Annotated in this window: 23 protein-coding genes; 2 read left to right on the forward strand and 21 right to left on the reverse strand. The window is 34.7% G+C overall.

The features are described 5' to 3' along the window. From tnpB to H2672_RS00100, 21 genes are all read right to left on the reverse strand, one after another. The coding region (gene tnpB, locus H2672_RS00005) for an IS66 family insertion sequence element accessory protein TnpB (RefSeq protein WP_186667704.1) at positions 1-217 on the reverse strand (217 nt) is incomplete at its 3' end. Between the two features lie 27 nt (positions 218-244). Next, positions 245-529, reverse strand: coding sequence for an IS66 family insertion sequence element accessory protein TnpA (gene tnpA / locus H2672_RS00010; protein ID WP_186667706.1), 285 nt, complete (start codon positions 527-529; stop codon positions 245-247). Between the two features lie 55 nt (positions 530-584). Then, on the reverse strand, positions 585-710 hold the full coding sequence (locus tag H2672_RS19460) for a hypothetical protein (RefSeq protein ID WP_255485219.1): 126 nt from the start codon (positions 708-710) through the stop codon (positions 585-587). A 177-nt stretch (positions 711-887) separates the two neighbouring features. Then, on the reverse strand, positions 888-1,895 hold the full coding sequence (galE, locus tag H2672_RS00015) for a UDP-glucose 4-epimerase GalE (protein WP_186667708.1): 1,008 nt from the start codon (positions 1,893-1,895) through the stop codon (positions 888-890). A gap of 308 nt (positions 1,896-2,203) precedes the next feature. Further along, a complete protein-coding gene (locus H2672_RS00020) occupies positions 2,204-3,619 on the reverse strand; it encodes a lipopolysaccharide biosynthesis protein (RefSeq protein ID WP_186667710.1) in 1,416 nt (471 codons plus the stop codon). 99 nt (positions 3,620-3,718) lie between these two features. Further along, positions 3,719-4,867 (reverse strand): polysaccharide pyruvyl transferase family protein, encoded by a 1,149-nt coding sequence (locus H2672_RS00025; RefSeq protein WP_186667712.1) that lies wholly within the window; start codon positions 4,865-4,867, stop codon positions 3,719-3,721. A 234-nt stretch (positions 4,868-5,101) separates the two neighbouring features. Then, positions 5,102-6,040 carry a glycosyltransferase family 2 protein gene (locus tag H2672_RS00030; protein WP_186667714.1) on the reverse strand — a complete coding sequence of 313 codons (939 nt, stop codon included), beginning with the start codon at positions 6,038-6,040 and terminating at the stop codon, positions 5,102-5,104. A 52-nt stretch (positions 6,041-6,092) separates the two neighbouring features. Beyond that, positions 6,093-7,160, reverse strand: coding sequence for an EpsG family protein (locus H2672_RS00035; protein WP_186667716.1), 1,068 nt, complete (start codon positions 7,158-7,160; stop codon positions 6,093-6,095). Between the two features lie 62 nt (positions 7,161-7,222). Next, complete coding sequence (locus H2672_RS00040; RefSeq protein WP_186667718.1) at positions 7,223-8,212, reverse strand: glycosyltransferase; 990 nt, start codon at positions 8,210-8,212, stop codon at positions 7,223-7,225. 402 nt (positions 8,213-8,614) lie between these two features. Continuing rightward, the gene (locus H2672_RS00045; RefSeq protein ID WP_186667720.1) at positions 8,615-9,727 is read right to left on the reverse strand and encodes a glycosyltransferase family 4 protein; all 1,113 of its coding nucleotides are present in this window, start codon (positions 9,725-9,727) and stop codon (positions 8,615-8,617) included. Positions 9,728-10,445: 718 nt separating this feature from the next. Beyond that, on the reverse strand, positions 10,446-11,423 hold the full coding sequence (locus tag H2672_RS00050; protein ID WP_186667722.1) for an ATP-grasp domain-containing protein: 978 nt from the start codon (positions 11,421-11,423) through the stop codon (positions 10,446-10,448). A gap of 29 nt (positions 11,424-11,452) precedes the next feature. Continuing rightward, positions 11,453-12,487 carry an NAD-dependent epimerase/dehydratase family protein gene (locus tag H2672_RS00055; protein WP_186667724.1) on the reverse strand — a complete coding sequence of 345 codons (1,035 nt, stop codon included), beginning with the start codon at positions 12,485-12,487 and terminating at the stop codon, positions 11,453-11,455. Positions 12,488-12,502: 15 nt separating this feature from the next. Continuing rightward, complete coding sequence (locus tag H2672_RS00060) at positions 12,503-13,672, reverse strand: type III PLP-dependent enzyme domain-containing protein (protein WP_222439261.1); 1,170 nt, start codon at positions 13,670-13,672, stop codon at positions 12,503-12,505. Between the two features lie 4 nt (positions 13,673-13,676). Continuing rightward, a complete protein-coding gene (locus H2672_RS00065) occupies positions 13,677-14,315 on the reverse strand; it encodes a sugar transferase (RefSeq protein WP_222439262.1) in 639 nt (212 codons plus the stop codon). Further along, a complete protein-coding gene (locus tag H2672_RS00070) occupies positions 14,315-15,430 on the reverse strand; it encodes a DegT/DnrJ/EryC1/StrS family aminotransferase (protein ID WP_186668331.1) in 1,116 nt (371 codons plus the stop codon). The genes H2672_RS00065 and H2672_RS00070 overlap by 1 nt, the downstream gene beginning before the upstream one ends. Before the next feature lie 780 nt (positions 15,431-16,210). Beyond that, a complete protein-coding gene (locus tag H2672_RS00075) occupies positions 16,211-16,414 on the reverse strand; it encodes a type II secretion system protein (RefSeq protein ID WP_186667726.1) in 204 nt (67 codons plus the stop codon). A gap of 86 nt (positions 16,415-16,500) precedes the next feature. Next, the gene (galU, locus tag H2672_RS00080) at positions 16,501-17,385 is read right to left on the reverse strand and encodes a UTP--glucose-1-phosphate uridylyltransferase GalU (protein WP_186667729.1); all 885 of its coding nucleotides are present in this window, start codon (positions 17,383-17,385) and stop codon (positions 16,501-16,503) included. Positions 17,386-17,486: 101 nt separating this feature from the next. Continuing rightward, a complete protein-coding gene (locus H2672_RS00085; protein WP_186667731.1) occupies positions 17,487-19,316 on the reverse strand; it encodes a polysaccharide biosynthesis protein in 1,830 nt (609 codons plus the stop codon). Positions 19,317-19,431: 115 nt separating this feature from the next. After that, positions 19,432-20,199, reverse strand: coding sequence for a tyrosine-protein phosphatase (locus H2672_RS00090; protein ID WP_186667733.1), 768 nt, complete (start codon positions 20,197-20,199; stop codon positions 19,432-19,434). Positions 20,200-20,253: 54 nt separating this feature from the next. Then, the gene (locus H2672_RS00095; protein WP_186667735.1) at positions 20,254-20,958 is read right to left on the reverse strand and encodes a CpsD/CapB family tyrosine-protein kinase; all 705 of its coding nucleotides are present in this window, start codon (positions 20,956-20,958) and stop codon (positions 20,254-20,256) included. 5 nt (positions 20,959-20,963) lie between these two features. After that, positions 20,964-21,692 (reverse strand): YveK family protein, encoded by a 729-nt coding sequence (locus H2672_RS00100; protein ID WP_186667737.1) that lies wholly within the window; start codon positions 21,690-21,692, stop codon positions 20,964-20,966. Positions 21,693-22,114: 422 nt separating this feature from the next. Between H2672_RS00100 and H2672_RS00105 the strand changes: the two genes are divergently transcribed. Beyond that, on the forward strand, positions 22,115-22,654 hold the full coding sequence (locus H2672_RS00105) for a hypothetical protein (protein WP_186667739.1): 540 nt from the start codon (positions 22,115-22,117) through the stop codon (positions 22,652-22,654). Between the two features lie 145 nt (positions 22,655-22,799). Continuing rightward, positions 22,800-23,285 (forward strand): VanZ family protein, encoded by a 486-nt coding sequence (locus H2672_RS00110; RefSeq protein ID WP_186667741.1) that lies wholly within the window; start codon positions 22,800-22,802, stop codon positions 23,283-23,285. Positions 23,286-23,294: the final 9 nt, after the last annotated feature.

Below are 23,294 nucleotides of genomic sequence, written 5' to 3' on the forward strand. Positions count from 1 at the left end.
TATCCCAAATACAGGATAAAAGCCAAAATCCATTATGATCCCAATGCAAGATTTTCAATTTGTCGCGCTTACGATTACAGAAGACAAATAAACTGGGGGATAACGGATCAAGCTGAAAGCTTTCTTGAACAATGACAGCTAATCCGTCAATCGATTTTCTTAAATCAGTACGTCCACAGGCCAAATACACACGATCAACGGGTGTTTTACTTAACATGCGTTTGAAGTACCTGAAGTACTTCCGCTAAAAGTGTAGGGTAAAATCCCTCTTCAATTGGATGGAAACAACACCTATTGCCAGTGTCAATTGAGTAGGCATACTTGCTTTTGAAGCAATTGTATCAAACGAAAGCCACTGTTGGTCTGTGGGTGCAGTATCTGTTTTTTGCCAATCCTTTTTGAGCCATGTATACATACTTTGAACACAGATATTATTTGTGGCACACCAAGCCGTGACGCTAGATTCACCACTCGCTTTAAATGCTTCAATTCGCGCCTGCCACATGGCTCGCCGTTCATCTCTAGTCATGAAAAAACCTCCATACCATTGATGTTAATGTGATTATCACATAACACTAAAGAGGTTAGAAGGTGGGGAGTATTTGGCGCTTACCTTCTTTCGTCTCACACCACTGAATAAGGGATTCTCCACTTTGCCGATATTCACTTATTTGATCCGTCCAATACAATTCTTTCTCTTTTCTTTTCAAAAAAACCCCTCCCAGAAATTCAAATCTGGAAAGAGTATCTCATGGAAAATCTTCTATTGGAATGTGTTCACTATTGGACGCTTACATTAATTCAATCTTGGAAAATTTACACACTAAAGTGTCGAACCAAAAAAAGGACCCGCTAAGCTGTCAAATAACAGAGCCTAGCGGGTAACCTTATTTTCTTAATTTCCCCTTATAATTCTTCTCAAATCGCCAAGCATCCCGGCACATGGCTATAATATCCAGTTTAGCTTCCCAACCTAGTTCCCGCTCAGCTTTTGAAGCATCTGCATAGCAGGAAGCAATGTCACCCGGTCTACGATCAACAATCTCATAAGGGATTTTAACATCATTTGCTTCCTCAAATGCCTTAACTAATTCTAGGACGCTTGTACCTTGTCCGGTTCCCAAGTTATATACATGTGCACCTTCAGTGAGATTTTCTAATGCAGCAACATGACCTTCTGCTAGATCCGCTACATGGATATAATCCCTTACTCCTGTTCCATCCACCGTTAAATAGTCATTTCCGAACACACGTAATTTCCCAAGTTTACCTTTCGCTACTTGAGTTACATATGGCATAAGATTATTTGGAATGCCATTAGGTCTTTCACCAATTAATCCACTCCAGTGAGCTCCTACTGGATTAAAATAGCGAAGAAGTGAGACTGAAAAAGCAGGATTTGCATTCGCTATATCAGTTAAAATCCGCTCACTCATTGCTTTTGTTTCGCCGTATGGATTAGTGGTTGGTAGAAGTCCCATTGTCTCTACAAATGGTACTTTATTATCTCCATACACTGTAGCTGATGAACTAAAGACAAAACGATTTACGCCATATTTCTGGCAAGCTTTTGTTAGAACCATTGTACTTACAATGTTATTGTAATAATAGTCTAAAGGCTTATCTACTGATTCACCTACCGCCTTAAGGCCAGCAAAATGAATAACTCCGTCAATCTTATGTTTTCTGAAAATAGTATCAATAGCTTCTGCATCTGTTACATCAATCTCGTAAAAAGTTACTTCTTTATCAGCTATATCCATGATTTTTCTAACAGTCTCACTCTTACTGTTAGAAAGATTATCAGCAATAATGACTGAATGTCCTGCTTTCAAAAGAGCTGTACAGGTATGTGATCCTATATATCCAGCACCACCAGTTACTAATATATTCAATGTAAGTACCTCCTATACAATTGGATTTAAACATTTAAAATTTTAGTTCTAACTATAATAATCCAATAATTAATGTAAAGTATTCATTTTAGCAATACTACGATTAGCTTATAAGTTTACCTTTTGTGGATAAGAGTTAACAAAATGCGATTTCCCTAAAAAAAAGAGCGAATCTTTTAACCTCTAATTAATCTCTTTCCTTTTGATAATAATCTTCTAAGAATTGAAGTTGCTTCTATTTTAATATGTTTATTAACCAATAGTATTTACTATAAATAATTATAAATCAACATAATATATAGACAGAGTTAGAATAAATGACTATATTTGTTTAACACAAAGCCTAATATTTTTTTAAAGATTATTTTAGTTTCATTAAAATTAATGAAAATAATTAATATTAATAAGCCCAACTGTATTAAATATTCAATTGAAAGATTCATATACATAAGCATTATTTGTATTAATAATATCATAAAGGTTAAAAGTAATTTTCCGGTATTTAATCTAATATTAACAAACTCTTTTGTATCCTTAATTCTTATTATCCAAACTATAAAAAAACTTATCATTGTTCCTATAGTAGCTCCATTTATACCGATAAGTGGAATTAAAATAATGTTTATAGAAATATTTATTATTGCACCTAAAATAGTAGTTTTAAGAACGCCTGATGTTTTCTTCGTTGCAATATAATTTGTTCCTAAAAATGCTGAAAAACTTGAAAAAATAACACCTAGCAATAAGAATGGTACATATTTCCAGACGTCAAAGTAAATATCTGATACTAAAATATCAATAATAATTTTTAAATGTAATAAGATTAATGAAGAAGATATTAACAAAACGACAGAAAATAAATTAAAAACATTAGAAAAGAATTCTGATTTATCTTCCGAATCTTTCTCTTCAATAGCAGACATCTGCCATGCTTGAAAAAAAATGGAATTTATAATACTTAATATACTAGGAATTTTATTAGCAACGGCATAAAGGCCATTTGCACTAAGACCTAAAAAATAAGTAATAATATATCTATCTGAAAAAACCATAATCCACCACATTAATGAATTAGGTATTAAAGGAATACTATACCTCATCATCTCAGTCATTAATCTAAGATTTATTTTTTTAAAATTAAAGTCTTGTTGAATCTTTCCATTTACTATTAAAAATATACTACTTAAAGTATTTGCTATAATAGGAGAGACTACGTAACCTATAATACCCATATCAAACACGATAAGAAACACAATACTTGTGATTAAAAGAATAAATGCATTAAAGATCCCATTGATTGCAAATAATTTTACATATCCACTTGCCCTTATATATTGACTTAAGGAAGCATTAATTGATTGTGTAAACAGTAGTATGTAAAGGAAATTTAGATAATTTTCAAATGGGAATACATTCATTAAAATGGGATAGATAAAAAGTAATGATATAAAGCCTAATAACGTTACAAAAAGTGAATTGACTAAAATTGTTTGTTTGTCATAGTTTTCATCCATTGCAAACCTTAACACCGCTTCAAAAATACTCAATGTAAAGATTGGAACTAGAAGACTTGTAGTAGTTATTATTAAATCCACCATACCGAATTCGCTTTTTGTTAGATAATAGGTATATAGTGGAACTAGTAAAAAGGAAATCAATTTACTTCCTAAACTTCCCATGGCGAATACCAATGTATTGTTAAACAATTTTTTGTAAGTATTCATTTAAATTAACCAGTCCTTAAGAATAAACTTTTGAAAACTATTATTTCATCAAATAAACAAGTATTATTCTAATACTCTATATAATAAATTTTTCTATATTCAAATATTATCATTAATATTTAATGCGTTTTCTAAGTACTTAATAGTCTTTTTTCGCTCAATCTCTAAAATTTCATCTACGTGTGTATAATCAATATTAAATATATTTTCATCTTCATTAATATTTTCAGACATCCTCTGGTGTAAATTGAACTTAGAGACCAAAGTTTCAATTCTTGAATTAGTTGAATGACTTTGTTCACTCTTATTGAAGACAATAAAAGGTTTTTTTAGTAAAATAGAAAAAACAACACCATGGAAAGAGTCTGTTAAAAATATTTCTGATGAATTAATATAATCAATAAACTCTGACGGATCAGTCAAATAGTGTTGTTTATCTTTAATACATACTAAATTTACAATTTCTAAATTATTCTCAGATGAAATTCTATTAATTCTAGCTTTAGTTTTGTGAGAAATTTCTCCAAGGAAGTAAGTTAGTATATATGATACTTTAGGTTTATTGATTGCTGTTTTTGATACTGTAAGCCACTTTTCTTTAGATAACATCAACGTTGGGTCAATTAAAATCAATGCTTCTTTACCAGTTAGTTCCTTTATAATTTTTGATCCCGCATCTTCTCGAACAGATAAATTTTTCATTTCTGAAAGCCACAGTTTATAATTTTGGATATATTCGTTAGGAATTTTTGATGTACCAAAACTAGGTGCATAGGCGATACGTTTAGATTTAGGGGCAAATCTTAAAAAGTCAATAGGAGACCCGTATCTATAGTTCGGATTCCAAATTTGGTCACTTCCAACAACAAAAAAGTCATAATTATTCGAAAAACCAGTAGGTATATTACTATTTGAAATTTCAATACTACTCACAGTGATGTTTTCATGAGTAAACTTCTTAAATGCATCTGTTCGCTTTTCATAATAAATTATTTGATCTCTATAAATAGATTTTTGAATTAGCCTAGATAATAACTTTTTAGTGATTTCTTCTATAGACATTTCTTTTATACGATTTACCATGCTCTTAACTTTATTAGTATCATTTATATATTTTGAAGGGTGCTCATTAACAATGGTTTCCACCTGATATCCCAATGATTTAATAACTTCCTGAACCGCAAAATTCTGAAGTCTATTGCCAAAGTTATTATAATCACAAATTGTTATAATCCCTACTTTTTTCATTTATATCCCCCATTTATCTATACGTTTATTGATTCTGTATAATAGTTTAATCTTCAATACACTAAATAACCCTTAACAAGTACCAAGGTTTTACCAATTATTATACCTTAGTCAGCATAATGCGGGCAGTTGATTGAGTAACAGTATTTGAAAACAAATCCACTGTAGCATTACAAGTAATCCCAAATCCAGAAGATTTCTCTATACCAACTGATATATATCAGTTAGTATTTTCTATTTACTTATTTTTCGTAAATGATATTGCAGTTTTAATTTACTGAAATTTAACTTAAAACTTCTGAGCCCATTATTCCATGTTAATTTATTAACATATTTCTTGTGCGTATTATAACAATGAATAATATCTTTTTTTGCTACCTTTATACTTATAGCACTTAATAATCGATATGTTAAAAGAGCAGAGAGTCTGTATTCAATTAAAGCCCGGTTAATGTTAGAGTTTTTATTTATCTTCTTATTAATAACAATTCTCATAATTGATTCATAATCCTCACTACACTTTTCCAAAGTAAAAGACGACAACTGCTCTTCCTTGAATGCAAATCTATAATTAGTTAGATATTCATTAACGTATGAAATATTATTTGTTAAAGCTAATACCTCACAGAAAAACTCAAAATCCTCCCCCCAAGAAACCCCTTCTGGAAAAAGAATATTATGTCTTTGCAATAACTCTTTTTTAATTATCCACCCTGTAGTATGAACAGCTACTGTACCCAATATATACTCCTTTAATATTCCCCCGCTTACGAATAATGACTTTTTTTTGGCTGCTCCTCTAGGCGTAACAATAGTAAAACCGCAATAACATACGTCAGTATTTGTATTTACTATTGTATTATACATCTTTTCTAGAAAGGATTTTTCATAAAAGTCATCTGAATCTAAAAAACATATATTCTCACCTCGAGAAATTTTTAAACCTTTATTTCGGGCCATTGCAACACCTTTATTTTCTTGGTGTACATATTTAAATCTTTTATCCTTCTTTATGTAATCTTCAATAATCTTAAATGTATTGTCAGTACTTCCGTCGTCAATAATTATTACTTCAAAATCTGGATAGGTCTGACTTAATAAAGATTCTAAAGAAATAGAAATATCATCTTCTCCATTATACACTGGTATAATAACAGATATTTTTGTTTTCATTATTCCTACACCCCCATGCTGTGCTATAATACAAACTCTAATCTATGTGAAACTATTTAAATAATATATTGTCATATGGTAAAGGCTCCCCACCATTTATTATTAATGCTCTATACATATACAATAATCCCAGTGTAATTATTAAAAATGACATTAAAACCCTTTGCTTCGGAGTTTGTATTTTCACTAAGTTGGGTAAACAAACTATTGCAATAGGCATTAAAAATAATTGAATCCTAGAAAAAATCATATTATAGGGTGCAAATAGCGAAAATACAGCTGCAAAAATCATTAAACTAAAATGTTGATTTCCATATTTAATGTTTGATTTGTACTTGCTACCATTTAGATACATCAAAATGAATGTACCTATGAGGATTACTGAATACGCCCAACCACCACCACCTGATGTTGCATATATACTATCAAAATATAATGTATATTTACTTAAATTTAAAAAAGGCAATAACTTTGCTAAATTCACAATTAGTTCCTCGAAAAAAAATGCTAAAAGTGAAGAAATAATAATAAGTATTGATATATTTTTTTTATTAATTTTAAAATTAAGTATAAAATATAGGGGAAGCATTAATAAAGCAGATGTATGAAAAGAAGATGCTAACAATACAAATAGAATATATTTATAATACTTTTTATCAAAAGCATATTTTAATGAATATAAAAAAATGCTAATAGCGATCCACTGTCGCATAATATTAAAACCGGAATAATAAAGATATAATGTGATAAATAGAAAAAAACCTAAATCGTAAATATCAGTATTATTTTTGATAAACTTTATCACTAATGAAATAGTTATTAGCGCAGAAACTAAGAATAGGCTTTGAGGATTATCAGTAAAGAGTTGTAATGTTACTACCATTAAGGCGAACCCAATATCTTGATATTCATCAAATCTAACTGAATTAGATAAATAATAACTGAACCATTGTTCATATGCATGATAATCTGTACCTACCCCATATCTTAAACCTGCTACCAAAACTGCGCAAAATAGGGCTGATACTGAAAGAACAGTTGAAATTATTTTATTCGTAATTATTCTAGATAAATAGTTTGCAATTGTGGTATAAATTAAATTTATTGTGTAAACTAACATTAAACTTTGATCTCCTCATCCAACCAAGTTATCCCTATACTTTATCTGAAAACCTATCATAATTAGTTATTAGTAAAACGATGTTTTAAATATATACTCAAAAACTTGGCCGTTATCTCAATACCAAAAACAGATTTTAATACCCTAGTAATTTTAATCTTTTTTACATTACTTAACGACAATAGCCAGGAGTACTTTTTTATTTCCTGCTTCAGTTTTCTTTTACTACTTTTCTCCAACCTGGAGTAGTTTGGAAGCAATACAAGATATTCATAAGCCATAAACATATTAATTTCTTTTTGAATTCCATTACACGTTTTTTCTTTAGGATTAACACTCCATTTTTTAATTATATTCAAAAGGGAGATTACATTTTTATCTTCAATTGTGTTTGTAATAGAACCTAGCCTGTTCTGCCTGTAATAATAATGACTATATTCACAGTAATTATACTTGATCGCTTTAGATAGCAATCGAATTGTCCAATCTATATCCTCTGAAAATAAGCCTTTTTCAAAATAAAGTTGATTATTAACAATAAGGTTTCTCTTTACTAATTTTGTACATGCACTCCCAGGAAATTTATTTAAAGTAGCTAAATGTGTTAAAACTTCTTTATGCGATTTCTTAAATATTTTTGATTTCTGATATCTATCATCCAAAGGAACAGTAGTACCATCTGCGAATAACTTTACAGCTTCCAAAAATATTACATCTACATTTGGATCTTCCATAATAATTTGGTTTATTTTATTTAATGAGTCCTGAAATATCTTATCGTCTGAGTCTACAAATAAAATGTACGCACCATTTGAGCTATTTAACCCTACATTCCGTGCGTCAGATAGACCTCCGTTTTTTTTATGAATAGTATAAATAAAACTATATTTATTGGCATAGTTATCACATATCTCACCTGACATATCATTGGAACCATCATTAACCAATATAATTTCATAATCCTTATAATCTTGCACTAAAATACTTTGTAAACATTCATCTAAATATTTCTCAACATTGTACACTGGTATAATAATACTTATTTTCGGCATTTATATCCCCCAGACAAATCTTTATATATTCCTTTTAAATTTTTTATACATTATCAATATTAAACTCATTAACTGTATTAGAATTACTTTCATTAATCAAAATTGTAGGTTTATAGTAACCATCAATATTGTTAAGACTAATTAAATATCCATCTTTTCCATTCTTAATTAAATGACTAGTTGTACAATCAAGTTAGTCACCTAAATTTAGACAAAAAAATGGCCATTATAAAATTCGTTTATCATTGGAGTTGGCAGACTCACAATGAGAGGAAGTTTTAGGTCCAATCACGTTTTCCACTTCTTTCTTAAATGGTATAACAGATTATTTTTGATAAATTAGATGTATTTTTTGTTTTATATTACATTACATATGTACATCTATCAAATAACAATATTAAATCAGTAAAGTTTTACTTTCTGATATATTTTTAATAACTCATTCAAAACATTTTCATTACTAAATTTCACTATATCTGCCTTGTTTACTTTTCCGAAGTATTCTCTTTCTTGTGGATCATCAATCAGAATGGTGATACAACTTACGTATTCGTCAATATTTCCAGACTTAACAGTATAACCTCCCTTTCCATTTGCAACTAAATCTGTGTTACCTCTTATATCCGAGCATATAACAGGCAATTCACATGCCATAGCTTCCATTATTGATACCGGTAAGCCCTCTCTATAAGATGGAAATATAAATATATCCACTGCTTTGCAAATTTCTAATATATCTGTGCGAAAGCCCAACAACTGAACATTTTTATCAACATTTAATTTAACTATTAAATCTTGTAAGTGTTGTTCTAATGGCCCTCTCCCGCAAATTATATAATATATATTGGACCTTTCTATTTTAGCAAGTGCTTTTATTACGGTTTCATGATTCTTGTTTTTATTTAGTTCACCGACAGATAAAAGTATAATAGCATCGTTTGGAATTCCCATTTCCTTGCGTTTCATTGATTTATCAACTATAAGCTCATTAATCTTTTTTGTGTTTAAACCTACTCCAGGTATATACTCAACCTTTTTGGTATTAAATTTCTTTATGGCTATATTATAATCTTCTTTATTAATAGTAATGAGTACATCTGTATATCTTGATAACAAACGTTCAATAGGATAAAAAACCAACCAATTTTTTATTGCGGCGCCTTTGAAAAAGTGAAATCCATGAGCCGTGTAAATTACTCGTACATTATTTAGCTTTTTACATGCAAGTCTTACACATACTGATGCTACCGGTGTATGTGTATGGACAATATCATACTCTTTTTCCATTATCAGTTTTCTGAGTTTTTTATATGCTTTAATATTAGAAGGACTGCTTGGAGATCTGCTAAATTCAATATTGTAAGCATTACATCCCAAGTCAATCAGTTCTTGATTAATTGGTTTATCAATATTACATGTCATATCAACAGTATGCCCTTCTTCTAGTAACATCTTGATATGGGATGTAAAAAAACCCATTGTATCAGATACGGTGGTTACATATAAGATTTTCATTCTCCAAGTCTCCATTTCATCACATATTAAATATCCTACTCGCCTGTATCTTTGTTTTCAATTCGATGATAAGATTTCTGCACTGTAGGTTGAAACAATAGACCTCAAGAACCATCTTCGTGTCACTCACCGTATACTAGGTCTCAATCACACCATCCAACAATCACATCCCTAAAATAACGGGAGATCAATATTAGAAGATGTTCATATACGTATTTTTTCAAAATGGCTTATTTGATACAGAACATAATTAAAAGTAAGTCGTATACAAAACTACTACAATTTGAATTCTATTAGCTAAAACCTTATACTCAACCATTGATTGATGTCGGTTAAATATTGACCAAGCATTGGCTTTCTGGAAATGGTTACTTTTAGCTTCTTCTATGTTTCACGGATTTTTTTCATCATTGTTTTTACTTGGATCGACACAACATATACAAAATGAATACCGGTGATGTCTGTAATTCCTATTGTGACACAAAAAGAAGAGCTCTTAAAGGAGAGACACGGTATTGCCTTAAAACTTCTGGCCATTTAGTGGTTGTCCTTGTTGTTTTTTATTCGATGATAAAGATTTCAATTTTATTGGCTAAATCCATAACGATAATGACATCATCTGGAGCCATTAAAACCGTCCCCGTGTCACATGAAAAACAGCCATACTCCTAGACTTCTGGACACTCATTAATAATTGGGAGTTAAATGAACCTTTCATCTAATTTGAAAGTTCGTCTTTCCTTCTAATAACCACACTATCATACATCATCATTAGCACATCTTCGTCATAATTTCCAAATTCAGGCTCATTTTCAATACCATTTAGATTATTGATTATTAACTTTATAAAATCAACGCCACATCCATATGCATGCAAATATGCTCCACCAAATCTCGGATTAATTTCAGATAAATAATACTCACCATCTTTATAGAAGAAGTCTATATCAATCGGTCCATTAAATTTGAAGTGGGGTATAGCATTACGGATTATATTAACCAGTTCGTTATCTTTAAAGGATATCGTTTTATTAGCGCCACCTATTTTTGTTTCCAATTTTCTTTTTGTGAATATACTTACCGGTTTGTGAGTTACAGTATCAACGTAGACATCTGCATCGATATCATCACCATCCATGAACTCCTGAATAATTAAATTACTTTCATTATTAAAGATACTTTTCAAATCTTCAACTGAATTTATTTTTCTAGCCCCAACGCTTCCACTTCCAGTACGCGGTTTTACAAAAACAGGAAGTTTACAAGTTCCATTTTTATATTCGTTATGAAAAGAATTAAAATCCTCATAGGTTACTACAGTTTTTATATTGTTTTTGATTAAATACTTATACATTTCGAATTTATCAAAACATATTTCTGCTGTTTCTAGGTATGGGACAAGTACTTCCACACCAATTGCTTCAAATGATTCGCGGTTCTTAGATAGAATTTCAATCTCTGGATCAATAAATGTAGTAATGACATTTATATTTTCTCTCTTGCATATTTCCAAGACCTTTTCGAGATAATTGTTGTCTGTTATTTTAGGAACGATATATTGTTTATCAGCAAAATATAAAGCTGGTGCTGTATTCACACAATCGGTTGCAATTATTTTGGAACCCTTATCTAAAGATGATTTAAAAACTTTAATTAATTCTGCTCTTCTACCTACACTACAGAACAAAAAGTTCAAATTTTTTCCTTCCTCTCAATTGTGTACTATTATTCTTTATCTACTTCACTGTATAAGTTTTCATAAAATTCTTTAGTATTCCATAACCTTGCAAAGGGTTCTTCAATCATCTCTTTCTTAATATCCTTCAACATATCAATATAAGAATATTGCGGCTGATATCCCAACTCAATCTGAGTTTTAGACATATCTAGTACTGACTGTAATGTATCTGGCTTACTTTCATCATATGTAATTACTGATTTTTTTTCCTCTGATGAAAAAACCTCAACAATTCCATGTATCATTTGATCTAGAGACACTCTTTCTTTAGCAGCAATATTATAGAACCCTCCAGCTAAATTAGAATCAGCCGCTTTAACAACCGCCTGTATAAAATCCTTTATATAAACCATTTCTTTAACTCTTTCTGGGTTACCATAAATAGTTATTGGGTCACCATTTAATCCTTTATCCATCAACATCCTATATGGCATTTTTCTCATCTTTGTATCAGCAAAATGATAAGCATTTGGATGGTATTGGTATATTGTGAAAAACCTAAAAATAAACCTATCAATACCAAACTCATGGTGATAGTGCTCAATTAAGTCTACCGCAGCATTCTTGGCAATAGCATATACACTATGGTCCCCTGTTAATGGGAAGCTTCTCTTAGCATCTGAAGACATCGGGTGTCCTGTTCCATGTAAGTGGAATAAATCATATGGTGTAGTTGGAAATATTATTTTTTTTATATGTTCTTCACGCATAAATTCTAATATATTCAATGTAGCTTCAGTAATCGACTTAATTAAAAGCTGTGGATCATATTCATCTCTAGATGGCAATTGCCCAGCAAAGTTTGCTACAATATCTATATTTTCACCTTTTAAACACTCAAAGTCACTCTTATTTATTATGTCTATAGAAAAATAAGGAATTCCTAGATTTTCATAAAATCCATTATCAGATTTCCTTTTCCCTGCTGCAATCACATCGTAACCTGCATTTTTAAAAGCAACAGCAGAATATGCACCTAGATTTCCTGTTGCACCCAGAACTAAAACTTTTTTACTCTTCATTATTTGACACCCCTTTTACTTAGTATGAATATCATAATAATCTCTTACTTTCATTCTTTTCCTAACCAAATCCAAGCTGTTTTTATTTTGTACATATACATCCGGAAAATATCTAATGAAAGGTCCTCCGAAAGTCATTGTATAAGCACCCACTTTTTCATAGATTAATCGGTCACCTATAGAAAGTATGTTTTCATCCAACAATGACATAATACGATCATGATCCATACATGTGTATCCGCATATTACTTGCTTTTCCAGTTTAATTCTTGCCTCGGTATTCTTCTCAATTCTGTATGTATAATTCTTCTTAGACCATAATGGATCAATGTTAATTCGACTTCCATCGGTTGTAACAATTCTTGTTCTATCGTTATCTTTTGTGTCTATCACTGATGTATGAAATTCAACGGCAGATCCAATAATTGCAGAACCAGGCTCAACTATTAACATTGTGGTTTCAATATTTACTGTGTTTTTTAATACCTCATGGATTGCAGTAATATAATCTGTTCCTGTAGGCTTTCCTTCCACGCCTCCGAAAAAACCTCCGCCAATATCAATAAAAGATGGCGAAATATTATATTTTTCAATAATAAATTTAGCATATTCCGCTAATTTTCGGTAGACACTCAAACTTCTTGTTACACTATTACAGTGAAAGTGTAGCCCGATTCTATTATTCATATCACCAAAACGAATAATCTCTATTGCATTCGAGAGTTCATCATTTTCATCAGAAAAACCAAATCTAAATCCATCTTCTATATAACCTATATCATTACTTTCAAATATAGATGTATCAATATTAACACGTACTCCGATATTGCCTTTACTTTCTTTTATATTACTTTTAAAGACTTCCAATTCATGTTGTGAGTCAATATTAACAATTGAATTCTTATTAATTGAATCTAAGAAAGCAGCTTTTCCTTTTATAGGGCCATTGAATACTATTTCTTCCTCTTTATAACCACACAATAGAGCTAATTCGTACTCTTCATCTGATACCACTTCCGCTATTACATTTTGTGTTTTTAGATGTTTTAATAACCATGGTAAAGAGTTCGTTTTTACAGAGTAAGCAATTCTTGAATTTGGCCATATTTTTTTTAGAGCGGATTCAAAACTCAGAATATTGTCTTCCAATTCTTCTTTATTAATTAAAAAAAATGGTGTTTCCAAAATTTCACTCCTCCTTCGTTCCTGAAAATTCCATCATAGTGTATTTTTTTGTTTCTTTATTATCAATGCCCTCTTTTTTTAGAACTGTATTAATTGTTTTATATATTATTATTAAATCTCCAAAAAAAGTGATATTTCTAATATAAAACACATCTAATTTAAATCTTTTTTCCCAGGTTATTGAATTTCTACCGTATACTTGAGAATATCCTGTTAATCCCGGCTTAGCATCATGTCTATGCTTTTGTTCTTCGTTATATAATTGCAAATACTTTACAAGTAATGGCCTCGGACCCACAATACTCATATCACCTTTAAGAATATTAAACAACTCAGGCAATTCATCCAAGCTTGAGTTTCTTAAAAACCTGCCAAACTTTGTTAGTCTTATACCATCAGGCAATAATACACCTAATTTATCCCTTTCATCAGTCATTGTTCTAAACTTATACATAGTAAATACCATCTCGTTCAGTCCGGGTCTCTCTTGTTTAAAAATTACTGGACTTCCTAACCTAGTCCTCACAAGAATAGCAACTATTAAAAGTACTGGACTTAGAACAATAATAGCGATTAAAGAAAGTATGAAATCCATGGGTCTTTTAAAATATTTACTATAGATACCACCTTTTGAATTTTTCATTACTCTATCCACAACCCTTTTATAACTTTTACGACTCTTACCAAATCCTCTACCGACATCTTCGTATCACTCGGCAAACAAACCCCATCCTCAAACAACTTCCCAGAAACACCATCACCAACAAAATCATACTTCTCAAAGAAAGGCTGCATATGCATCGGCTTCCAAACTGGCCTTGATTCAATATTCTCTTTCTCAAGAGCCTCCATCACATCAATCGGTCTAACCTTGCCAGTTAGCACCATCGAACTTAGCCAGCAATTCGGCTCATCCCACTCATTACTTGGCATGAACTCAACACCTTCAAGTCCACCAAGCTCTCTTTTATAAAACTCATAAATATATCTCTTCTTTTCAACTCTTTGATCCAACACTTTAAGCTGTCCTCTACCAATCCCAGCAACAACATTACTCATCCGATAATTAAACCCTAATTCACTATGCTGATAATGCTTTGCCTGATCCCTAGATTGAGTAGCCCAAAATCTCGCCTTACCAATTCTCTCTTCATCATTAGAAACAAGCATCCCCCCACCAGATGCAGTGATAATCTTGTTTCCATTAAAAGAGAAGATGCCATAATCACCAAAAGTCCCTGTGTGCTTACCTTTATAATAAGTACCCAAAGACTCCGCAGCATCTTCTATAACCGCTACATTATGTTTCTTACAAATATCCATAATCTTGTCCATATCAGCGGATAACCCGTATAAATGAACAACAATTACCGCCTTTACTTCTGGATATTTCTCAAATGCTTCTTTCAATGCTTTTGGACTGATATTCCACGTTTCATAATCGCTATCTATAAAAACAGGAATCGCATTTTGATAGATAATAGGATTTGCGGTAGCAGAAAATGTAAGTGTTGGGCAAAATACAATATCCCCTTCACCTACCCCTGCTGCTATTAAAGCCAAATGGATGGCAGCTGTTCCTGAAGACAGTGCTGCCGCCGCTTTAGAACCAACCTTTTCAGCGAGTTCCCTTTCAAAGCCATTCACATTTTCACCAAGTGGTGCTATCCAGTTTGTATCAAATGCTTCCTTTACGTATTCCATTTCATAACCCTGATCACTCATATGGGGTGAAGCAAGTAATATTCTTTCTTTCACTTTTATTGACTCCATTTTCTAGACTTCCTTCCCTAGCTAAGTTATTTTAGTAGAATAGCACTTAATTGGAATCAGCTCTTCCAACAAACTACTAACCCACTAAATCTTATCTGCTTTAGATACTCACCTCGTACTATTTATTCAATCTACCCAACAAATTTGAAATAGATATTCACTCCACAACCACTCTAAACTAAGTTTCTTCCCATTATATACTCCATACAATCAATCGATAGTTCTCATAAAAAAACGCCCAAACCCTTATCCTGCAAGGGATACAGCGATAAGTCTAACTACTATACTCAGTCCCCAAATTTCGTATAATAAATTCCACATTTTCCAGGTAGTTCAGAAGCCCGTCATATCAACGTTATCAATTTACTACCACCACTTTTTTAGTGAAAAATCATCGTTTTTATCTATACATATTCTACCCAGGACCAGTATACACAATAAATAACCCCCATATATTGTAGCACTAATAGATTTTTAACGCTTTTAACACACAATATCTTGTGTCTATTTATATAACATTCTCATTTCCATACCACCATTCAATCACATCAATACTCTCTTTCCAATATCCATAGAAGAAAGTATCTCTACATACTTTCTTCTCATGAAGTTTTATTTACTATACAATTGTACAGTATTTATAGATATGGAACATCAGCAGGATCATCACAGATAGAATGCAAAGAGCATACTATCTTTCCATCCACATACCTAATCTCTCCATCATTAGGACAAATAATTTCATGATAACTTTTAAGCATGCTTTTAAAATGTTCTTCCGAATGTGTTGTTCCACCAGTATGACGAATTCCCATATGTTCTTTCTAAAGTATCTAGATTCGTATGGAAAACCTTTCTAGAAGAACTCTCAATAATTTTATCTACAGATACTGTGCCAATTAATACTAAAACACTCAAAATAACAATAACTGCAAGAACCTCAACTAATGTTAAACCTTTTGAATTCATATTATCTGCCTTCAATAATGCGGTTATTAGCCTATTAAAGAAACAATATACTATTCAAACGATTCCCTCACTGCAACTACAAAATTCTACAGTTTTTCCACTATTTCTTTTTCAACGATTTTCTTTAAATACATTAACAGCTCTTTATTAATCTCCGGATTCTGAAGCGCGAACTCAATCGTCGTAGTAATAAACCCTAACTTCTCCCCAACATCATACCGCTTACCCTCAAAATCATAAGCAAATACTCTCTGAATCTGATTCAACTGTTGAATCGCATCCGTCAATTGAATCTCCCCACCAGCACCAGTCTCCTGCTTCTCTAGACACATAAAAATTTCAGGTGTAAGCACGTATCTCCCCATAATTGCAAGATTTGATGGAGCTGTTCCCTTCGCAGGTTTCTCCACAAAATTTTCAACTGCATACCTTCGTCCTGTTTGCATGGAAGGTTCCACAATTCCATATCGATGTGTTTCATTATCCGGCACAGTTTGTACACCAATTATGGAAGCATGCGTTTCCTCGTATTGATCGATCAACTGCTTCAATCCTGGTACTTCACTCTGAACAATATCATCGCCAAGTAAAACGGCAAACGGCTCATCACCGATAAATTTGCGTGCACACCAAACAGCATGTCCAAGTCCTTTAGGTTCTTTTTGACGAATGTAATGAATATCTACTTTCGAAGACGCTTGTACTTTCTCAAGAAGATCAAACTTTTCCTTTTGGATTAGATTCTCCTCTAATTCAAACGAATAATCAAAATGATCCTCAATAGCCCGTTTCCCTTTTCCTGTAACAATAATAATGTCTTCAATTCCAGATGCAATTGCCTCTTCGACAATATACTGAATGGTTGGCTTATCAACAATCGGTAGCATTTCTTTCGGCATCGCTTTTGTCGCCGGTAAAAAACGTGTGCCCAAACCGGCTGCTGGAATAATTGCTTTACGCACCTTTTTCATTGCAATGCCCCCTAACTGAGTTTTTATTTTCACGTGGAGCCAGGTACTTCCACAATACGAAAGGCGTAAATTGTGTCAATACTTAACACCCTTAGCTTTCCTTAAGCAGTCGTAACTTCCTTAGCAACACTAGCAACCTTCCGATTAGCAAGTCCCACCAATATATCTTTCAATTCTCCATCATTCATATCAAGTAAGTTTCCTAACACACTCTCCATCTCAATCTTACCAACCGGCTCCGCCTTCCCAACAAATATCTTCGGAAATACATACTCACTCTGCCGTTCATTCTCATTCAATAACTCTTCAAACAACTTCTCCCCAGGTCGTATCCCCGAATACTCAATCCCAATCTCACCTTCACTATACCCCGACAGCCTAATCAGGTTCTTCGCCAGATCCACAATCTTCACTGGCTCTCCCATATCAAGGACAAACACCTCACCGCCAGCAGCCAAAGTCCCTGCCTGAATCACTAGCCGTGAAGCTTCCGGAATCGTCATAAAGTATCGAGTCATCTCGGGATCCGTAACCGTAATCGGACCACCCTTAGCAATCTGTTGCTTAAACAACGGAACCACACTGCCTCTAGATCCCAGCACATTCCCAAACCGCACAGCCGCAAATTTCGTCACGCTATCTTTCGCAAGATTCTGGACAATCATTTCAGCAAAGCGCTTCGTCGCACCCATGATATTCGGTGGATTGACGGCTTTATCCGTTGAAACCATGACGAAGTATGGAACGCCGAATGTATCTGCTGCTTCTGCAACATTCTTCGTACCGAAGATATTGTTTTTAACAGCTTCCATCGGATTGGCTTCCATTAAAGGTACGTGCTTATGCGCAGCTGCATGGTACATAACATCCGGCTTATACTCACTGACAATATCAAAAATACGCATCCGGTCTTGAACGTCTGCGATAATCGGAACGATTTCTATATCTGTTGAAACCTTTTGGCGTAATTCCATGTCTATGTTATAGATAGAACTTTCACCATGACCTAACAAAATTAAGCGACTCGGTCTAAATTCACTCACTTGTCGACAAATTTCTGATCCAATGGAACCACCTGCGCCCGTAACCAGTATCGTTTTACCCGTTAGCTTGTCTGCGATTGCTTTTAAATCGAGTTGGACTTCATCGCGACCTAACAAATCTTCTATTCTTACATCTTGCATATCATTAACAGATACTTTTCCCGTCATTAAATCTTCAATTCGTGGAATCGTTTGTGTTTGGACACCCGTTTCAATACATAATTTCATCAAGTCGGCCATTTGTTGTTTATCCATGGATGGAATGGCAATAACGATTTTTTCGATGTTATTATCCTTAACGAAATAAGGGATTTGTTTCGTGCCGCCGACTACTTTCACATCAAAAATTTCGAGTCCTTGTTTCGTAGCGTCATCGTCTACAAACAACACCGGTTTCATACCAGAATCAGCGTTTTGAAGGACTTGACGTACAATCATACTCCCGGCTTGTCCAGCCCCAACAATCATCGTCCGTTTGGCCTCTTTGTCCTCCCGGTAATTGATCGTATCCCGCATGATCCGCCATGACAATCTCGAGCCACCCAGAATCAAAATATGTAACATCCATGTGAGGGCAAGTGCCCGTATATAGACATCCTGTGTAAGGGTGAATTGGACAGCTGCGACGACGGCAATCGTTAATGTGACCGCCTGGAAAATCGATTTCAATTCACCTATGGACGCATAGGCCCATGCCTTACGATACAGACCAAAACGCCACGCGAAGAAGTGATGGGCAATTTGAATGGTAATGGCACTAATCAGTAGCATTTCATTTGTAAATACGTTGATATACGGATGCAAGATGAAATAACCAATATAGATGGAAAACAGCACTATGAAGGAGTCCGCAATCGACAAGTATGTCATTCTCTTTTTTATTGACATCTTCTTACTCTCCTTCCATCAAATTGTTCGAATACTTCCATTATAGCAGTACCTTTTAACCAAAGATACAATAATTATCATTTATTATTTAATATCCCAGTCCAATAGTAGCACTTCATCCAATTAATTGCCACCACTTTCTTAGAATCGGTGTTTCTGGTTCTAATAGTTCAAAGTATTCATCTCGTAAAATACGTTCGTTGTTTTCTAGCAGTATATCTGCAATGTCCTGTAGCTTCTTCTTTTCCAAATAATTGAGTCCTTTTTCGAAAAGGGCTGGTCTTGTCATTACATTATGCACGTCTGACCCATATGTATGAATCAAGTTCGCTTCAATCAGTTGAAGTGACAGCTTTTGAATATTCTTCCCAAAGTGGCCGGCTACACTGCCGGCTGTGATTTGTGCAAGTGCACCGTGCCTGACGAGCCGCTCTAGTCGTTCGGGCTTTTCTGCGATGGCTCGGTTGCGTTCGGGGTGAGCGATTATAGGAATAATTCCTTCTTCCAGTAATGACTGTATAATATTGATAGTATAGGCAGGAACAGATTGCGTTGGAAGTTCCAGTAGGAGATAGCGTGAGTTAGCAAGAGTTAATGCATCACCCATTAGCAGTTTTTCGACAAGATTCTCACACAGACGGACTTCTTGTCCTGTATGAAGGGTGATAGGATTTTTCGCCGCCTGGACAACATCTTTCAGCAATTCGATTTGACCTTCAATTTCATTACGTGGCACATGGAAGTGTGGGCTAAATGCATGCGGTGTTGCAATCATGTCGGTAATTCCTTCTTGTGCCGCTTGTTCTAGTATTCGTAACGTGTCTTCAATCGTTTTCGGACCGTCGTCGACCCCAAAAAGAATGTGGCAATGCATATCAATCATAAAATTCTCCTCTTTCATCCGTAAAGAAAGAGAGTGAAAAGACAGAACTGTCCTTTACTCTCCTGTTCCATAATATTGGTAATAGTAATGATCTTTTTCAAGAACGAAATTGTTCAGTAAAGTCCCAAGAATATTGGCTTTAGATGACACCAATGCCTCTTTCGCTTTGACAACGCTAGCTTTCTCTGTCGATCCTGAGCTAAGCACAAGGATTGTGCCATCGCATTTATTCGACAAAATCTGCGCATCCGTCACAGATAGAATGGGTGGTGCATCAAAGATAACGATGTCATAGCCTGCAATTAGTTCTTCAATCAAGGCATCCATCGTTTTCGAGGCGAGTAATTCTGCTGGATTCGGCGGAATCGGTCCGCATGTAACAAGATGAAGACCCTCAATTTCTGTTTTGATGACGACGTCCTGTAATTCCAACTTTCTCGTTAATAAGTTGGAGAGTCCTGTCGAGTTTGTCGTGTGGAATGTGTAATGCATCGTCGGTTTCCGCATATCCGCATCGATGAGTAACACTTTCTTCCCTTCCTGCGCAAAGACAACGGCGACGTTTGACGCACTCGTCGATTTACCTTCTCCCGGAGTAGATGATGTGAACAGCAATGTTTTGATATCCTTATCAGGCATGGAGAAGTTGATGTTAGTCCGGATTGTGCGGAATTGCTCCGAAACGATTGATTTCGGATTCACATGGGTCACCAGTTTACGCGCAACCGCTTGTACAATCTTCTTTTTCTTTTTGAACATGTTGGTCACCCCTTCTTCCTTCTGCTTTTTACGGAGTCTTTTGCACCCTGTACATCTATTTCTGAAATCTTGCCAATTAAGCCGAGTATCGGCAAGCCGAGCAATTCTTCAGCGTCTTGCTCCGTTTTCACTGTTGTATCTAAATACTCAAGTAGGAATGCAATCCCGACTCCGAGCATCAAACCGATTACCGCAGCAATCGCCATGTTCAACATTGGATCCGGCTTAATGGGTGACGGGTACTTCGAAAGCACTGCCGGCGATAAGATATTGACGTTATCGACATTCATCAGCTTTTGGATTTCTTGTTGGAACACCTCAGCCGTTGTATTGGCAATATCCACTGCAACGTGAGGCTCGGGATCTTGTACACTGATGTTTAAAACTTGGGAGTTTTGCGCACTATTCACTGTGATTTTTGAGCTGAGTCCAGCAGGGGTCGTATTCAGATCCAGACTATCGATTACTTTCGAAAGGATTGCTGGACTTTTAATGATGACGTAATATGTATTGATGAGTTGAAGATTCGTTTGAATGTCCTGCGCGTTGAATTGTTGTTGTTCACTTTTCTCTTGATTGACAAGGATTTGTGTTGATACTTGATAAATCGGTGTTAAATAGAGGTAGCTGACGACTCCGGCAATCGTTACCGCAAGAATGACCGCACTGATGATCAATATAAGCCGTTTCTTTAAAGTCTTTACTAAATCTTGTAAACTAATCGTTTCTTCCATAGATGCCAGTTTCCCCTTTACAATTACATTGTTGAACTTCGATTTAGTATATCATAACGAGAATTCCTTTTGTAACAATTATTCACAGATTTATTGTATATTGTACCTATTCTAAAACGCAGTAAAGAGGTGCAGGTATGAAGACACAATCTATATCCCTAATTATACTATCGATCGTCTGTGTAAGTCTGCTTTGGTTCAGCGCCTCGACTTAGCAAGAGAATGTCCAGAATGCAGGGGGTCAACCTGCTCAGAATATTGAAATCCACCAGGGACCTTTTGTTGATAATGAGACGCCAGTTAAAAAGTCATCTCCCGTTCAGTACATGAGCACAACTGACCTCTTGAAGATAGGCGCTTCGTTAGATAACAAAACGCTTGAGGTGATTATTTCCCGCGCGGAAGCCGGGGAGCATGTCCAGATGCTCATTATCGGTTCCGAGGCGATGGCAGGTGCAGCGGAGCGATTTGCGACCGTGATAGGTGACAGGTATGCCGGTTTGATGGGCGTAGATGTGGCAACGTTCGATATGACGTCTACTCGTTTTGTCGCGGAGAAGCTGGAAGCCGGGGAAATTGACTGGGAAGTGGGCTACGACATCGTCTTGTACGAGCCATTCACGTTGCACAACAATGGTGAAGTGGTTATTGAAAACGAGCGCCAGCATTTGCTTGCCGTGAAGGCGCTAGCGGAGAGTTATGTAGAGGATGTATCGTTCCTTGTTACTCCGCCCCAACCAATTTACCGCGCAAGTTATTATTTGACACAAATCCAAGCACTTGAAACGTTCACATCAGCGCGCGGTATTCCCTACATCAATCACTGGCCTAATTGGCCCGACACGGGTTCTGATGAGTTACTGACGTATATTGATGGAGCACGGATGCCTACTGAGAGTGGCATCATAGCGTGGTCGGACGCCCTTATTGCGTATTTTGTGGATGATAAATCTGCGAAATAACGTAAACACCCGTTCAGACCCGGCAGTTAAGAGGGATGAAGTGTAATCCCAGCTCGGCGCTGGAGTCTTGACTTGAACGACTGTTTTATGGAAGATTCTATCTCTTATGAATGTTTTTTGGCATCTCATATGGTACAATTCCCATATGAAAAAACTAATCGTTCTGATCATTCTACTTAGCATTCTATTCATTTCATCCGGGCAAACCTATGAACAGCAGTCGCTCATCCCAACACTTGAGAAATGGCTTCCGGGTGAGCCACTAGAATCATCACTTGCAAAGGTGCATGTACCGTATTGGGGTAAAACGATTTCTGTTGAGGAACGAGGTTATTATCACTTCGTTGAATTCCTTCTACGAAAAAGCGCACATTTTGTCATTTTCGGCGTCCTTGCCGTCGCAATCTATTCGATACTGCCTAAACATACATTTCGACTATTGACGGCCACTTGGATCACAGTTCTACTGGCTATCGCGGATGAGTATCACCAGTCATTGACGGGTGGACGGACTCCAGCGTTGCAAGACGTCATTCTTGATGCGGCTGGAGCGGTGACGTTTCTTGTCATTTTACGTTTGCTTCTACTGGTAAAACCGAAAATGGCCAAGAAAAAAGCAAGAGTTCGCTGAAACGCGACT

Origin of the sequence: Sporosarcina sp. BP05 (assembly GCF_014282005.1) — a bacterium.
GTDB lineage: Bacteria > Bacillota > Bacilli > Bacillales_A > Planococcaceae > Sporosarcina.

Coding starts and splice junctions, on each gene's coding strand:
- H2672_RS00110 (WP_186667741.1), top strand. CDS start 22,800: ATGAAAAAACTAATCGTTCTGATCATTCTACTTAGCATTCTATTCATT.
- H2672_RS00065 (WP_222439262.1), bottom strand. CDS start 14,315: ATGAAAAATTCAAAAGGTGGTATCTATAGTAAATATTTTAAAAGACCC.
- H2672_RS00100 (WP_186667737.1), bottom strand. CDS start 21,692: ATGGAAGAAACGATTAGTTTACAAGATTTAGTAAAGACTTTAAAGAAA.
- tnpA (WP_186667706.1), bottom strand. CDS start 529: ATGACTAGAGATGAACGGCGAGCCATGTGGCAGGCGCGAATTGAAGCA.
- H2672_RS00075 (WP_186667726.1), bottom strand. CDS start 16,414: ATGAATTCAAAAGGTTTAACATTAGTTGAGGTTCTTGCAGTTATTGTT.
- H2672_RS00035 (WP_186667716.1), bottom strand. CDS start 7,160: ATGTTAGTTTACACAATAAATTTAATTTATACCACAATTGCAAACTAT.
- H2672_RS00055 (WP_186667724.1), bottom strand. CDS start 12,487: ATGAAGAGTAAAAAAGTTTTAGTTCTGGGTGCAACAGGAAATCTAGGT.
- H2672_RS00045 (WP_186667720.1), bottom strand. CDS start 9,727: ATGAAAATCTTATATGTAACCACCGTATCTGATACAATGGGTTTTTTT.
- H2672_RS00090 (WP_186667733.1), bottom strand. CDS start 20,199: ATGATTGATATGCATTGCCACATTCTTTTTGGGGTCGACGACGGTCCG.
- H2672_RS00040 (WP_186667718.1), bottom strand. CDS start 8,212: ATGCCGAAAATAAGTATTATTATACCAGTGTACAATGTTGAGAAATAT.
- H2672_RS00085 (WP_186667731.1), bottom strand. CDS start 19,316: ATGTCAATAAAAAAGAGAATGACATACTTGTCGATTGCGGACTCCTTC.
- H2672_RS00030 (WP_186667714.1), bottom strand. CDS start 6,040: ATGAAAACAAAAATATCTGTTATTATACCAGTGTATAATGGAGAAGAT.
- H2672_RS00020 (WP_186667710.1), bottom strand. CDS start 3,619: ATGAATACTTACAAAAAATTGTTTAACAATACATTGGTATTCGCCATG.
- galU (WP_186667729.1), bottom strand. CDS start 17,385: ATGAAAAAGGTGCGTAAAGCAATTATTCCAGCAGCCGGTTTGGGCACA.
- H2672_RS00095 (WP_186667735.1), bottom strand. CDS start 20,958: ATGTTCAAAAAGAAAAAGAAGATTGTACAAGCGGTTGCGCGTAAACTG.
- H2672_RS00025 (WP_186667712.1), bottom strand. CDS start 4,867: ATGAAAAAAGTAGGGATTATAACAATTTGTGATTATAATAACTTTGGC.
- H2672_RS00105 (WP_186667739.1), top strand. CDS start 22,115: ATGCTCATTATCGGTTCCGAGGCGATGGCAGGTGCAGCGGAGCGATTT.